This window comes from Paenibacillus sp. MZ03-122A (assembly GCF_024213325.1).
In the GTDB taxonomy this organism is placed as follows: domain Bacteria; phylum Bacillota; class Bacilli; order Paenibacillales; family Paenibacillaceae; genus Paenibacillus; species Paenibacillus polymyxa_B.
Map to the genome: position 1 here is coordinate 243,922 of NZ_JANAVI010000004.1, position 13,559 is coordinate 257,480.

General features: G+C 43.2%; 13 protein-coding genes and 1 pseudogene. 10 read left to right on the forward strand and 4 right to left on the reverse strand.

Annotated features, from left to right (window positions below; genetic code table 11):
- The first annotated feature begins 55 nt into the window (after window positions 1–55).
- Window positions 56–1,123, forward strand: coding sequence for an ABC transporter ATP-binding protein (locus tag NLX74_RS11130; protein WP_013311421.1), 1,068 nt, complete (start codon window positions 56–58; stop codon window positions 1,121–1,123).
- A gap of 147 nt (window positions 1,124–1,270) precedes the next feature.
- Here NLX74_RS11130 and NLX74_RS11135 read toward each other — a convergent pair whose 3' ends face one another.
- Window positions 1,271–2,554, reverse strand: coding sequence for a pectate lyase family protein (locus NLX74_RS11135; protein WP_254328742.1), 1,284 nt, complete (start codon window positions 2,552–2,554; stop codon window positions 1,271–1,273).
- A 362-nt stretch (window positions 2,555–2,916) separates the two neighbouring features.
- On the opposite strand from NLX74_RS11135, the gene NLX74_RS11140 reads away from it, so the two are divergent.
- Complete coding sequence (locus NLX74_RS11140) at window positions 2,917–3,654, forward strand: cyclase family protein (protein ID WP_061828742.1); 738 nt, start codon at window positions 2,917–2,919, stop codon at window positions 3,652–3,654.
- A 160-nt stretch (window positions 3,655–3,814) separates the two neighbouring features.
- Here the strand turns inward: NLX74_RS11140 and NLX74_RS11145 are convergent, their stop codons facing one another.
- Window positions 3,815–4,228: a DUF4183 domain-containing protein gene (locus NLX74_RS11145; RefSeq protein WP_250266444.1), complete on the reverse strand. Its 414-nt coding sequence runs from the start codon at window positions 4,226–4,228 to the stop codon at window positions 3,815–3,817.
- Window positions 4,229–4,674: 446 nt separating this feature from the next.
- Here NLX74_RS11145 and NLX74_RS25655 point away from each other — a divergent pair, with 446 nt between their 5' ends.
- From NLX74_RS25655 to NLX74_RS11165, 4 genes are all read left to right on the forward strand, one after another.
- Window positions 4,675–5,325, forward strand: a complete 651-nt coding sequence (locus NLX74_RS25655) for a DUF4183 domain-containing protein (RefSeq protein WP_302058560.1) — start codon at window positions 4,675–4,677, stop codon at window positions 5,323–5,325.
- Between the two features lie 439 nt (window positions 5,326–5,764).
- Entirely contained in the window at window positions 5,765–6,349 is a 585-nt protein-coding gene (locus NLX74_RS11155) for a TetR/AcrR family transcriptional regulator (protein ID WP_254328743.1), read from the forward strand.
- Window positions 6,350–6,422: 73 nt separating this feature from the next.
- A complete protein-coding gene (locus NLX74_RS11160) occupies window positions 6,423–7,004 on the forward strand; it encodes an NAD(P)H-dependent oxidoreductase (protein ID WP_235308961.1) in 582 nt (193 codons plus the stop codon).
- Window positions 6,962–7,216 carry a hypothetical protein gene (locus NLX74_RS11165; protein ID WP_254328881.1) on the forward strand — a complete coding sequence of 85 codons (255 nt, stop codon included), beginning with the start codon at window positions 6,962–6,964 and terminating at the stop codon, window positions 7,214–7,216. Before NLX74_RS11160 ends, NLX74_RS11165 begins: the two co-directional genes overlap by 43 nt.
- A gap of 204 nt (window positions 7,217–7,420) precedes the next feature.
- Here NLX74_RS11165 and NLX74_RS11170 read toward each other — a convergent pair.
- Together NLX74_RS11170 and NLX74_RS11175 are read right to left on the reverse strand one after the other, a co-directional pair.
- Window positions 7,421–8,052: pseudogene (locus NLX74_RS11170) on the reverse strand (LysE family translocator).
- Window positions 8,053–8,265: 213 nt separating this feature from the next.
- Window positions 8,266–9,459, reverse strand: coding sequence for a glycoside hydrolase family 5 protein (locus NLX74_RS11175; protein WP_254328744.1), 1,194 nt, complete (start codon window positions 9,457–9,459; stop codon window positions 8,266–8,268).
- A gap of 338 nt (window positions 9,460–9,797) precedes the next feature.
- Between NLX74_RS11175 and NLX74_RS11180 the strand changes: the two genes are divergently transcribed.
- From NLX74_RS11180 to NLX74_RS11195, 4 genes are all read left to right on the forward strand, one after another.
- On the forward strand, window positions 9,798–10,820 hold the full coding sequence (locus NLX74_RS11180) for a substrate-binding domain-containing protein (RefSeq protein ID WP_254328745.1): 1,023 nt from the start codon (window positions 9,798–9,800) through the stop codon (window positions 10,818–10,820).
- Between the two features lie 324 nt (window positions 10,821–11,144).
- Window positions 11,145–12,389 (forward strand): PTS ascorbate transporter subunit IIC, encoded by a 1,245-nt coding sequence (locus NLX74_RS11185; RefSeq protein WP_254328746.1) that lies wholly within the window; start codon window positions 11,145–11,147, stop codon window positions 12,387–12,389.
- 74 nt (window positions 12,390–12,463) lie between these two features.
- Complete coding sequence (locus NLX74_RS11190) at window positions 12,464–12,805, forward strand: cupin domain-containing protein (protein ID WP_254328747.1); 342 nt, start codon at window positions 12,464–12,466, stop codon at window positions 12,803–12,805.
- A gap of 216 nt (window positions 12,806–13,021) precedes the next feature.
- Complete coding sequence (locus tag NLX74_RS11195) at window positions 13,022–13,465, forward strand: HEAT repeat domain-containing protein (RefSeq protein WP_013311410.1); 444 nt, start codon at window positions 13,022–13,024, stop codon at window positions 13,463–13,465.
- Window positions 13,466–13,559 lie beyond the last annotated feature (94 nt).

Below are 13,559 nucleotides of genomic sequence, written 5' to 3' on the forward strand. Positions count from 1 at the left end.
TTTTTTTAGATAGTGGTCAATAATAGTGATGAATAATAAATGAAAGAGTGATGAGATGAACCGCCTTTTGGAAGTGAAGGACTTAACGATATCTTTCAAGACCCGTCAGGGACTAGTGCAGGCCATTCGTGGCGTAAACTTTCATGTCAATAAAGGAGAGACGCTGGCGATTGTGGGCGAATCCGGCTCAGGCAAAAGCGTAACCTCACAAGCTGTTATGAAGTTGATTCCGACCCCTCCGGGCATCTATCAAAAGGGTCAAATTATGTTTGACGGACAAGAGCTGATTAATAAAACGGAAAAGCAGATGCAAAAAATTCGTGGTAAGGAAATTGGCCTGATTTCTCAGGACCCAATGACTTCGCTTAACCCTACGATGAAAGTCGGCAAGCAGATCACGGAAGTGCTTTTCAAGCATGAAAAAATATCCAAGGATGCTGCTCGCAAGCGGGGTATTGAGTTGCTGAATCTGGTAGGTATTCCACATCCTGAACAGCGTTTTAACCAATATCCGCATGAATTTAGTGGCGGTATGCGTCAACGTGTCGTCATTGCGATGGCATTGGCTGCTAATCCGAAACTTCTGATTGCCGATGAGCCGACGACTGCGTTGGACGTAACGATTCAAGCTCAAATTTTGGAGCTGATGAAGGATCTTCAGAAAAAGATCGATACTTCCATCATCTTTATTACGCATGACCTCGGTGTTGTGGCGAAGATGGCGGACCGTGTTGCCGTTATGTACGCAGGACAAATCGTGGAAACAGGTACGGTTAATGAAATTTTCTATAACCCGAAACATCCATATACATGGGGCCTTCTCGCTTCTATGCCAAGTTTGGACAGCCATGGTCAGAAGCTGGCGGCTATTCCGGGAACACCTCCGGATCTGCTTCACCCACCTGTAGGGGATGCTTTTGCAGCCCGCAGTTCTTATGCTATGAAAATTGACTTTGAGAAAGAGCCTCCACTCTTTCAATTATCCGATACGCATTTTGTAAAATCATGGTTGCTGCATCCAGATGCGCCTGCGGTTGAGCCACCAGAAGCGGTAAAGGCTAAACTTCGCAAGCTGGATAACGCATTTGAAAAGCCGGTTTTGGTAGAACAATACGGCAGTTAATGCGCAACGTAATTTATAACTAAACCAATGAGAAATAAAAAAAGGCTGTTCTCTCCGTGTGGAATCATTCTACGGAGGAAACAGCCTTTTTGGTGTAAAATCGCAGGGTTGTATGCGCCTGTGGTTATTGGTATTAGCGGGCAGAGTTTACAGCTTACCGGAACCGGCTTGGGAAGTGACTTCTGCCTTCACACTGGCGGATGGGGAAATTTTATCGTTCAGCGATGGTTTCCAGCCTACAGAGGAGCTAAGACCCACGCTGGAGCCTGCGTTAACAGCTTGTCCATTCAGGATTGTGCCCGTATCTGACAGGGCAGTTCCTCCAAAGACAGTCACGATTTTAGCTGCAGATAAACCGGCAACGTCAATGACATTGTTTTCGGCGAAGATTTTGGAGGATTTACCTGCACCCCATATATACAGTGAAGGATATTCGGAGCGTTTTACATCACCTGTATAGTAATTGTTGTACAGATGGACTTGTCCATACCGTACACGTGGTGTGCGTTGTACCGTGTTTTCATAATAGTTGTGATGCAAGGTTACACGTAAAGCTCCTTCATCTGCTGTTTTGCTGTCACTGTTGCCAATAATCGACGATTTATCATGATCGTAAAAATGATTGTAAGAAACCGTAACCAGATCGCCTTGGTTGATCACATCGAGAAGTCCATCATGATGCTGGTATTCTTGACCGTAAAAGGTGCCATTTTGGCTATCGGGGTGAGACCCATCATTGAAGGTATTGTGGTCTACCCATACATGTGTGGCGCCGTTAACTGTAATACTGTCATATTCCGAATTCCAATTGCCTGTGCTGCCGTCTGTTGGGTCCCACTGAGGGAAATAATCGTAGGCATCCTGAAATTCAATATTACGGATAATAACGTTGTCTGTCCCTTTTTTCAGCTGGAGGTTTGCGCCGTTAATGACGGCGTCGCTACCCAGCCCGACAATGGTTGTATTGGACGGAATATCAATAATGACGCGACTGGCTTGATTTTTTTGTGAAGCTTCGCGTGCCTTTTCCAATGTGCCGGACGGAGCCTTTTTACCCCAGGTGGACGGGTCATACGCTTTGAGGTAGGCGTCAAACTCATATTTAGAGTCCTTGTAATCGTTTAATCCCAACGGTTTATTATTGTCATCGACGTTGGCGTTGATCGTGCCTTTGACATAAATAATTTTAGGCACTGTGTTGCTGCTTTTGCCTAAGGCATCGACAAGTTGCTTGCGATTCGTTACGGTGAAAATATTGGAGGTAGTCGCCGTAGCTCCACCTGTTGTGCCTGTAGAAAAGGCTGCCCATCCGTTTTTGCTGCCGAGCGTCTCCTTGCCAATATCGCTGGCTGCATGAGCAGGTGCACCTATAGGAGCCAGAGTAGTGAACAGTAGAGCCGCTGCGATTCCGAGTGAAAATCTCTTTTTCATAAAATACCTCCGTATATTGGATTAATGGAGTAGATGAACGAAGGGAGTCCCGGGTGCTCCTGTGGTTTCTACATTTTCTATCATACTTTGTGTTCCAGTATTTGTTAATATAATAAAAGTTACATACTAAAATTTTTGTCGAATTTTTTATATAATTCAATAGACCCCTTCTTTTTCCAATCAAGACGTATATGTAATAATGAAAACGTTAACAATCACACGGAATAGGAAATGTATATATGAATATATGGAATTGTTTATGTGTTTTTCTCAGAATGTTAACGATTTCATTTCGATTTATAGATTTTTGAAGAATCCTCAAGTAAAATGGCTTGTAATAAAGCTGAGGAGGAATGGGCATCATGGCAGAGCATTTAGCAGATATCTTGAAGTTGTTGAAGCAAAAAGAGTGGGTAGATTTGTCCCACGCTTTTTATCCTGAAATCCCTCATTTTCCAGTATTCGATAATGTTCAGGTGGATACCCTGTTTACCCACGATGATGGCTTTTTTGTAAAACAATACTGCTTTCCCGGTCAGTATGGGACTCATATTGACGCACCCGTTCATTTTGTGAAGGGCAAACGTTACTTGCATGAGCTTTCGTTGAAGGAACTGGTTTTGCCGCTAGTTGTCATTGACCGTTCAGCAGCCGTTGCAGCCAATTCTGACTATGAACTTACGGTTGCGGATATTTTGGACTTTGAGAAAGAGCATGGACGCATTGCTGATCAGTCCTTTGTCGCTTTTCGCAGTGACTGGAGCAAACGTTGGCCTGATTCAGATGCCTTCTCAAACAAGGATGACGCTGGAGATGCACACTGTCCGGGCTGGTCGCTGGAAGCGCTACGCTTTTTGGTAGAAGAACGGAATGTAGCTGCCATTGGACATGAAACACTAGATACTGATTCCTCTGTAGCTTATCGCAATGCTGGCAAGCTGGTAGGGGAATATTACATATTGGAGCAGGATCGGTATCAAGTTGAGGTGCTGACGAATTTGGACAAGCTACCCCCGACGGGCGCGGTCATATATAATATCGTTCCGAGCATTCAAGATTCCCCTGGATTTCCGGTGCGCTCCTTTGCTATTTTGCCTTAATCATACAGTACCCAGTCATTTGAAAACGATTATATAATCATCTTGAACTAAAAGACCGATTCAGATATCGACATCTGAATCGGTCTTTTCTAGCTTATATGGGGTAATGTACAGCATAAATGACCGTTCAGTCCATCTTGAATCAAAAATATGAAAAGTGTTAAGTGATAATAGTGACCGTAGGCGCAGAGATGGTAGGCGGAGTTGTGATAGTAGAGGTCGTGCCGCTAAAGTCGGATATTTCTATAACAACTGGGACACCTGGTGTAATATCTACGGAGGCAATGACCAAACTTGCTGTGGTTAGAGTGAATAAGGAGCTCTGCTGAATAACTCCGTTAATATAATAATTAGAAGAATCCGTAGCCGCTAATGTCGGCAAAGCAACAACTGGAGCATCTGCGTCATCAACAAAGCTTGCGGCAGGAACAGTTGTTGTTGTTGCGCCGATCATCCCGGCTGTAATGGTTGCAAAAAAACGAGTCACGGCTGGGGTTACAGTCGTGGTTACGGCACCACCAGTTGCTACGGGAGCAGTAGCTACTGCTGTATATACAGGTTTTATGATTGGCATGGTTCTTATCTCCTTTCTTTGTGGTATGAACCATTTTGCTGGCTCTTAATCAATAAATGACTTTTTAACCTATTTGGAAACGGCATATTAACCTTTCTATTAATAATAGGGTAAATGGAGAAGCCCTATTTTGCTACAAATATAAATGGAAGCGGATACTTGGGATCGGCATGCTACAAATGCCTAAAACCCTAAAGGGGGATATGCATACAATACATAAATAAGCATGTGAGAAGGAGGTGTATACGGCTGGTATGAGGAGACGCGATTCATCACTAAGAAGGCAAGGAAAGAGAACCGTACATTGCAAGATCAACAAACGTAAAAAGTGTAAAACAAGTTATTCATTCAAAGGTAGAACAAAAACGGGCTTCCATGCCAAAAAGCATCGAAAACTAATCATGCAACGACGGTGTAAAAATACTCCTGTCAAGCGGAGGAAAAGAATGGGCCAGGCAGGAAAGCGAGGTGTTCCGGGTTCGGCAGGAGCACAAGGCATCCCCGGTTTGACAGGGTTACAGGGTGGAACTGGTTTGACCGGAGTACAAGGCATTCCAGGTTTAGCAGGAGCGCAAGGCATACCGGGAACTGCGGGAGCACCGGGAGTCCAAGGAATACCAGGAATACAGGGCCCAGCAGGAACACGGGGAGCGCCAGGAGTGCCAGGTCCGGCTGGAGTACAAGGTATTTCAGGTGCAACAGGTGCACCTGGCCCTACTGGAGCACAGGGTATAGCGGGCCCTACTGGAGCCCAAGGTATAACAGGCCCAACCGGTCCGGCAGCTGACATTTCAAATATTGAAATTGTTCCTACGGCTGAGCGGTATTTTTATTTTGCGCCTGCTACAATTGAATCTTCAATCACGATTATGGCAGATCAATTTTCAGTAGATGGTGTACAGGAGGTCTTTCAGCGTTTTAATGTCGGAAGCAACAGTTACGCCAATCTATACATTAATGGCATGATACAAGAAAGCACATTGTATAGCCTAACACCTTCATCGCTGACGATTCGCCTTAACGAAGGAGAGGCAATTCTCTCCGGCACACCTATTATTGTGGAAATTGTCCAATTTAGTGTGCGATCCAGTGGATGATACGATTTGCGGTGAGGCAACCCAGAGGCAGATACAGCTGTTTCTTGGGGCAACGAGCCTTTGCGTCCGACATGCCAAAGCTGAAGACCGGCTTTGGAGCCTTGGTCATGGATAGCTTGCACGACTTTTTTGCAGCGGGGAAATGTGCTCGTCGCTCCATAGGCCAAGACTGCCTGAGTCTTTTCCCTGCTGGGTGACTGTGTGCACCTTAAGCATAATGAGTCCCACCTGTTCTAGCGCCCGTTTTATTCGATTACATATCTATTTTATATGAATAAAATGGGGTGATACACGTATGATTTAAGGTATTTATAATCATTTACTTATAAAACATATATTTTAGGTTAAAACCAATATATTTTAAATGAAGGTATGAAGGGGGAATGAGCCTGCATAAATATAATTTGCATTTTAGTTAGTTATCGCTTACTATAAGCTTATGAATAAGAAAACACATATAGACAGCAAAAAGAAAGATATTCTGCAGGCAGCGATGTGCTTATTTGCAACCAAAGGAATTGACGGGATTTCAGTCAAAGAAATTGGAGAGGCTGCCGGTGTGACGGATGCCGCGATTTATAAGCATTTTAAGAGTAAAGATGCGATGGCTTTGGAAGTATTCGGGCAATATTGCAATAGCTACACCACATTAATTGACTTCTATCGCAAGCAGAGTGGGAGCTTCGTCAGTCGTTTCCATCAACTGGTGGATGAAGTGCTGAATATGCATGATGAGGACCAGTATGGCTTGCTTCTACTATCACAGCATCATGAGCTGTATGTTGAAGCAAGCCAGAGCCAAAATGTCCGTCAGCCGCTGGAGGCGTTGACTGAATTCATCGAACAGGGGATTCAACAAGGTGAACTGCCGAAGCAGGATGTCCAGCTATCCGGTGTGCTCATCATTGGAGCTATTACACGCTTGTCCGTGTCCAGCCTCGAAGGTGAACTTCCACAGCAGTTGGTCCCATTTGCAACAGAGGTCAAACAACGTTTAACTGCTTTATTAAGTAAAGGTCAGTAGTGACCTTTTCTTTTTAAATATAAAGTTAGTGTTTTCTAACTAAAAACATAATATGAAGGTAGGAATAGTTTATATGTCTAAAAAAATATTGGTAATTCAAGGGAATCCTGTCGCTGGCAGTTATGGAGAAGCGTTGGCTCAATCCTATGTAAAAGGGGCGAAGGCTGCAGGGGCAGAGGTTCGTTTGTTGCAGCTATCCGAGCTTGATTTTAATCCAAATCTATTAGGTGGATATCGTAATAAATTGCCGCTGGAGCCTGATTTGATTCAAGCACAGGAGTCGATTAAATGGGCAGAACATCTCGTTTTTGTCTTTCCGATCTGGTGGGGCAGCTTGCCTGCATTAATGAAAGGATTCATTGACCGTACCTTTATGCCGGGATTTGCGTTTAAGTATCAAAAAGGAAAACCCCTGCCTGACAAGCTTCTAAAAGGAAGAACGGCCCGCCTCATTACAACGATGGACGGTCCACACTGGTACTACCGATTTTTTCAGGGACAGCCTGGGCATCGAATGATGAAGGATTCCACGCTGCATCTATGTGGCGTCAAACCAGTGCATTCTACTGCGATTGATCTCATGAATAAATTATCGGATCAGCAGCGCAACGATTGGCTGAGCAAGGTGGAGCAGCTGGGGCGAAACATGAGCTAGGTTTTCACCTGCCTGCCCCAAATCCATTGGCTACAGGTAAACCATGGTGGTATCTGATCATAATTGACCTGCGAAAAGGAAAAACACCGCATCGGGAGCAACTAGCTCGCATTGCGGTGTTTGGAATCGCTCATGTTTGCAATCAACGTTATATAAATATCGATGCAACGATTAAAATAAATCCGATCGCTAGACCGGCAGGGCCCCAATAATGCATAGGAATAAAAAACAGACTGTGCTGGGTTCCCATCGATAACGTTGCCCCGTTTCCATATCAACTAGCACAGGGAAAGCTTAGCTGTTATTGTACTGTGTTGATTCTTGAAAAAAATATGACCACCATTTAGCATAGGCGGTCATATGATGAATTCAAAAACGTTCCTGTTAGTGGAACATTTGAGAACAATTATTCAGGTTTATTGAGGAGCCTTTGTTCGAAGAAGATTTAATCCTAATCCGATGAAGATTATCCCGGTTATTTTGTTTAAATAGCTGCTAAGCCTTTGGTTGACTTTTATTTTATGGGTAATGTAAGAGGAAAAATAGGCAATAAACAAGCACCATATCCGGTGAACGAAAATGTAAGTCCTAAAATGATAAATGGAATGGGCCCAGAAGCCTTTGTATCAATAAATTGTGGAAGAAAGGCAATGAAAAACAAAGAAACCTTGGGATTTGTAAGACTGGTCAACATCCCTTGTAGATATGTTTTTCTGTTGCTGTGTTGTTTATTGGATTCAGATGCTCTAAAACTTGCATTTGTTTTATCTAATAGCATTCTAGCCCCTAGATAAACTAAATAAATAACTCCAATTACTTTAATCATGTTGAATACGATAATTGACTTTGTAAGTATAATTGATAAACCAAAAGCAACTAACAACGTATGGATCAAAGAACCACTAATGATACCGAAAACAGAATACACACCGGCTTTTCTGCCCTGTGCAATGCTTCTCCCGATTATATACATGGTGTCTGCACCAGGAATTAGATTTAGGAGGATTCCAGTAAGCAAAAATACTTCATAATTTACGATTCCAAACATTTTGTGAGCACCACCTCTTCATTATGAAATACATTAAAAGGTAATGATAATTTAGTAAATAGCTCATTGTCAATCTTCAATATCTATTATACGTATATGTAAGTTTACCTAAAAAAACCGCTTTTCACCTCTTCATAGGTCTGGCATAACCTGATCCTGAAGGAGGGAAAGCGGCTTTTACAATGAGTATACTACGCGGAGCAGGCGATAGGCTTATTCGGCGGTCGCTTTCGCTTGTTCCGCTACGAAAACAACAGGCTTCATAATTCGACTCAGCATATCTTGCTTCGGACGATTCCAGGTAGTCCAGTCATCCAGCAGCAGACCGCCTGTGTCGCCGCTATTCGGATTCAGGGACCAGTACGTAAAGTACAGGTTGTTGGCACCAATATAGTCTACGAGTGCATTTTGCCATTTCCCCTCAGAAGAAGACAAATCAACATTACGACCGCCGAATTCACCGACCAGTACCGGAGCTATGTTTTGCTTGCTGATGTAGCCCCAGGTTTGATCCCAGATCGCTGGCAAGTTGGACGGGAAGGCCGGATCGTTGAACCATGGCTGCGAAGACACACCAGGGCCGTAATCATGTGGAGAATATACGACACGGTTCGGTACGTCCAGAACGACAGGATAGTTGGCTACACCTGTCAGGTTGCCACCCCACCAGTATTGGCTATTGTTGCCTTGTACATTGTGGTCTACACCTTCTACGAGAATCAGCCAATTCGGATTCACGGACAGAATCGCATTCCCTGCACGTTGTGCCGCCAGACGCCAGTCTGTGGAGGCATTGCCTGTGCCCCAGCTTGCTTGACCGTGTGGCTCATTGTGTAAATCCGCACCAATGACGGTAGGGTTGCTTTTATAACGATCAGCCAACATTTTCCAGTCGCTAATCCAGCGAGACTCAGGGTACTGGGATGTGTACCACAGCTCGGATTGCCCACCTGAGCTTGGACGGTGACGGTCAAGGATAATCTGAATGCCGCGTTGTCCAGCTTTTTCGATCAGCTTGTCCATAATTTGAATCGGAGTTAATCCGACCAGATCAGGGTTTTTGTGATAATCAATACTGTCTGGACGAGAACTGGAATCGAACAACTGATTGCTGTAAGGCAGACGAATCAGATTGTAGCCTTCTTTCTTCACTTGATCTAGCATGTCGTCCATTGAACGGCTCCACAGTCCATGCAAGGTATAATTAGGAGTTTCCAAACCGAACCAGTTCAGACCGTTAAATGCCGCCTCTTTCCCGGATTCGTCTACAATCTTGTTTCCTTGGGTGTGATAATATCCTTTCACACTGGCTGCATCTGCTGAAGCGGGAGTATAGCCATACAGTGTGAAGCCCATTACGAGGGAGGCAATGACGAAAAATGTTTTTTTCATTCCTTTTTTCTTCATAATTCTGCTTCCTCCTTTATTTAAAAGAAATTGTAACCGATTACATTTTTATTTTATGCTCAAAACTTCCATCAAACAAGTTCATAAAATTCGTATCTTTCTAAGATTTCGTTCGAATTCAATAGATTCGTAACAACGGATAGTTAAGCTAAGTGTCTAGCTTTTGTGGGAGCGGTTGTTTATGGGCTGGATGGCTCGCTCTAACTCTTTATTTATTATATTTTCCTGCTGTAAAAGAAGGTATATAATAAAGTGAAATTCACTTTACATACAGGTTGCAGAATATATATTTGATAAAATAACACGCCTGACATGCAGAAAAAGAAAGGAGGGTAATTATGGTAACAACGATGAAGGAAGTTGCAGAACGTGCCGGAGTGTCGAAGAGTACAGTTTCGCAGTTTCTGCAAAAGAGATACAACTATATGAGTGAAAACACCAAGAAGAAGATCGAGCAAGCGATTGAGGATCTCAGTTATATACCCAATGAGGTAGCACGTAGTCTCAAACAGAAGAAGACCTTCATTGTGGGAGTTATTTCTTCAACCATTTTATCGAGATTTACAACAGAAGTCGTGCGTGCCATTGAAGATGAATGTCAACTGGAAAATGTCCAGGTCATTGTCTGCAATACCGATGATGATTCGCTCAAAGAAAAAAAGTATGTCCAGTCGATGATTGCTCGGCAAGTGGATGGACTTATCATTTTCCCGACGGAAGAGAACAAGAAATTATATGTTTCTCTTGTCAAGAATGGCTATCCTTTCGTGTTTGTGGACCGAAAAATCGATGAAATCAGCGTAGATACGGTGCTATTGAATAATGAAAAGGCCAGCGAGCTTGCGGTTGAAGCACTCTTTGAGCATGGTCATAACAACATTGGGATTATCACGTTCCCCTTAGGCAAAAAAGCGATCACTACACGAAGTGAGCGACTGTCAGGTTATCGAAATACGTTGGGCAAACATGACATCCCAGTGAATGAAAACTACATCAAAAGCGGCAGGTTGGATGAAATGCCCAATCTGATTGGACAACTATTCCACATGGAGAATCCGCCCACTGCAATCATTGCTACGAATGACATGATTTTGGAGCAGGTACTGATTTATGCAAAAAATAATCATCTGACCATACCTAATGACTTTTCCTTGATTGGCATAGATGATGTATCCTTTGCATCTTTTTATAATCCGCCGATCACAACCGTTTCCCAGCCGAGTTTTGAAATGGGGAAAAGAAGTGCGAGGCTACTGCTGGAGAAAATTGATCAAAAAGAACAGGATCATGAGGAGCTGTCAGAAATCATCCGAATGAATCCGGTCATTAACCACAGAGAATCTGTCCAAAAACTGAACTGAATGATTGAATAAGTCCTTTTTATCTTTTTGAAAACGTTTTTATGAATTCTATTGTAAAAAGAAAATAAAGAGCTATAATGGTCTTATGATTCGAGTCATGAATACCCTTTCATTTATGTATGTCCTGATTTTAGTGATGTTGCGATTGAAGAGAGGGGAGGAATGGAGCTTAGACGAATAATGTATGGAGTTAGTTGTGATTTAATTCACAAAAATGATTCTGCTTCTTTTTACATTCCCGGAAGGGAAATTTTTTTCGTGTATTACTAAATCGATTTAGTAAGAATGGAAAAAAATAAAAGAAAGTCGGAGATCACTATGGAAATGTTTATGAGCATTATCAGGGAGCCATCCATCATTATCGCGATTGTGACATTACTCGGCCTTATATTCCAGAGAAAGAAAGTATCAGAAATTATTACGGGAACTACCCTTTCTTTTATGGGCTTCACCATGATCAAGGTGGGCGGCGGCATTTTAGGAGGCGTCCTCACTAATTTTAGCCAAATTTTTTCTTATGCGTTCAACCTTAAAGGTGTCGTACCTAGCAATGAAGCCATTATGGCACTGACCATTGATCAGATCGGGGCGGATGCTGCGCTTATTCTGCTCTTTTCCATGATCCTTAACATCGTGCTTGCACGCCTGACCAAGTTCAAGTACATTTATTTGTCTCTTCACTTGATTTTGTTTATGAGCTTTGCCGCTACAGCCGTTATGAAAGGTCTGGGTCTCAGTTCGCTAACTACGATCATCGTCGGTTCTTTGGTAATCGGGAGCTATATGGCGGTGTTTCCTTACCTACTCCGAAATGCCAGCAAAAACATTATTAAATCGGATGAATATACGATTGCTCATGCTTCCATGACCTCATACATTCTAGGTACCTATTTAGGGAAAGTTTTTGGCAACCGTGAAAATGACACTGAAAATGTGAACATTAATGACCGCATCAGTTTTTTGCGCGACCCCAATGTTGCAACGACCTTGACGATGCTTGTGCTTTTACTGGTATCTGGACTGGTTGCTGGTTCTGATTATGTCAGCAAATTATCGGATGGCAAAGAATATATCGTCTTTATCCTCGAACAGTCAGCTATTTTTGCTGCCGGCTTGTATATCGCAAAAGCAGGTGTTAAGCTGTTCACAACTGAAATTGTACCCGCTTTCAAAGGCTTCTCCCAAGTGTTCGCACCTGGAGCAATCCCTGGTGTGGATGTTCTGGTACTGTTCGATAAATCACCCAATTCCGCGTTGGTAGGCTTCTTGGTCAGCTTCTTCACAGGCGTTGCCTGCGTCTTTCTTTTCCCGTTTGTTGGATTGCCTGTCATTGTGCCGGGGATCATGGCCTGTTTCCTCGCTGGCGGAGCAGCCGCGATATTTGGCAATTCCAGCGGTGGTTTCAGAGGAGCTGTTATTTCCAGTTGTCTTAATGGATTCTTGCTCTGTCTGCTGCCGGCCCTCACCTTGCCGCTCTTTTCTTTTTTGGGTGCCGAAGGGGTAACGTTCGCCGATCCCGACTTTACTACCCTTTCCGGAGTACTTTGGCTTATTTTCCGCTGGTTTTAAACTAAATCGATTTATGAGTTTTTTCAAAATAACTTATCTAAATTATTTGTGCTTAAAAAGAGGAGGAATTATCCATGTTTTTTAACGACCAAGATATTCAAATTGACATCGTTGACAGTAATACCACCCGGAAAGTGCTGGCCCATAGCGACCAGCTTATGTATGTCAAAGTGATGTTTGCTAAAGCGCAAACAGGGGAGATCCTGTTGCATAAGCATGTCCATGAACAAGTCACTTATATAATAAAGGGAAGTTTTGAGTTCATAATTGATAATGGCGAAACCAAGGAAGTCCAGACCGTCAAAGAAGGAGACAGCATTCATTTTCCATCCGATACTCTTCATGGCTGTATCCCACTGGAGGATGGCGGTATTCTGCTAGATGCATTTACACCAGCACGTGCAGATTTTCTGTAAATCCCCTTACAAAATACGGTTTATCTACCCCGAGATCTGGAGGGATTTACGAAGCCTTTCCGCGGCAGCCAACTGAGGCGGATGATGCCTTCTGGCATGTCCAATACATTTCATTTTTATCTTTTTTAGAAGAAGACCTGCAAGTATGTTATATTTAACAAACGGCAATCGTGATGAACAGTAATATAGTGATTTTTAGAAAAGGATGAGATGATTTTGGAAAACAACGAAACTCAGCAAGAATTTGCAGAAGTATATGAGCAGCTTAAAGTAGCTGCAAACCGAACCTCCGATTGGAAAACACGCCTAGCCGCGGTAAATGATCTGGGTGCATGGAAGAACCAGCAGACGATTGACTTGCTGACACACCGTTTGAATAATGATACAGTATATGCCGTTCAGGAAGCCGCTTACCGCAGACTTCAGGAATGGGGCGAGAATGTACAGCCGCCTGTGCGCAAAGAGGGTGAACTTGTTAAGGGTCTAACGAAGATTCTGGTGCGGATTAAAAAAAGCCTGCCAGCCGACCATACCTATAACGATTTTCGCGAGAAGCTGCACAAGATGAGAGTCGATATTTATGACATCTACGAAGGCGACAAGGGTGCTGAATTTGATCAGTGGCTGGAGCAAAAATGGGCTTCGTTATCTACAAGATAATGTCTGAACCCTGTAATTGAATGTGTATTTAAGGATCAATACTGGTGATGCAGACAGAGCCTTAACAAGGATAAGGGATTATCTTTGTTAAGGT

What these genes read in the sequence shown, in the direction of transcription:
- NLX74_RS11130 (WP_013311421.1), top strand. Translation starts at nt 56, where the DNA reads ATGAACCGCCTTTTGGAAGTGAAGGACTTAACGATATCTTTCAAGACC.
- NLX74_RS11135 (WP_254328742.1), bottom strand. Translation starts at nt 2,554, where the DNA reads ATGAAAAAGAGATTTTCACTCGGAATCGCAGCGGCTCTACTGTTCACT.
- NLX74_RS11140 (WP_061828742.1), top strand. Translation starts at nt 2,917, where the DNA reads ATGGCAGAGCATTTAGCAGATATCTTGAAGTTGTTGAAGCAAAAAGAG.
- NLX74_RS11145 (WP_250266444.1), bottom strand. Translation starts at nt 4,228, where the DNA reads ATGCCAATCATAAAACCTGTATATACAGCAGTAGCTACTGCTCCCGTA.
- NLX74_RS25655 (WP_302058560.1), top strand. Translation starts at nt 4,675, where the DNA reads ATGGGCCAGGCAGGAAAGCGAGGTGTTCCGGGTTCGGCAGGAGCACAA.
- NLX74_RS11155 (WP_254328743.1), top strand. Translation starts at nt 5,765, where the DNA reads ATGAATAAGAAAACACATATAGACAGCAAAAAGAAAGATATTCTGCAG.
- NLX74_RS11160 (WP_235308961.1), top strand. Translation starts at nt 6,423, where the DNA reads ATGTCTAAAAAAATATTGGTAATTCAAGGGAATCCTGTCGCTGGCAGT.
- NLX74_RS11175 (WP_254328744.1), bottom strand. Translation starts at nt 9,459, where the DNA reads ATGAAGAAAAAAGGAATGAAAAAAACATTTTTCGTCATTGCCTCCCTC.
- NLX74_RS11180 (WP_254328745.1), top strand. Translation starts at nt 9,798, where the DNA reads ATGGTAACAACGATGAAGGAAGTTGCAGAACGTGCCGGAGTGTCGAAG.
- NLX74_RS11185 (WP_254328746.1), top strand. Translation starts at nt 11,145, where the DNA reads ATGTTTATGAGCATTATCAGGGAGCCATCCATCATTATCGCGATTGTG.
- NLX74_RS11190 (WP_254328747.1), top strand. Translation starts at nt 12,464, where the DNA reads ATGTTTTTTAACGACCAAGATATTCAAATTGACATCGTTGACAGTAAT.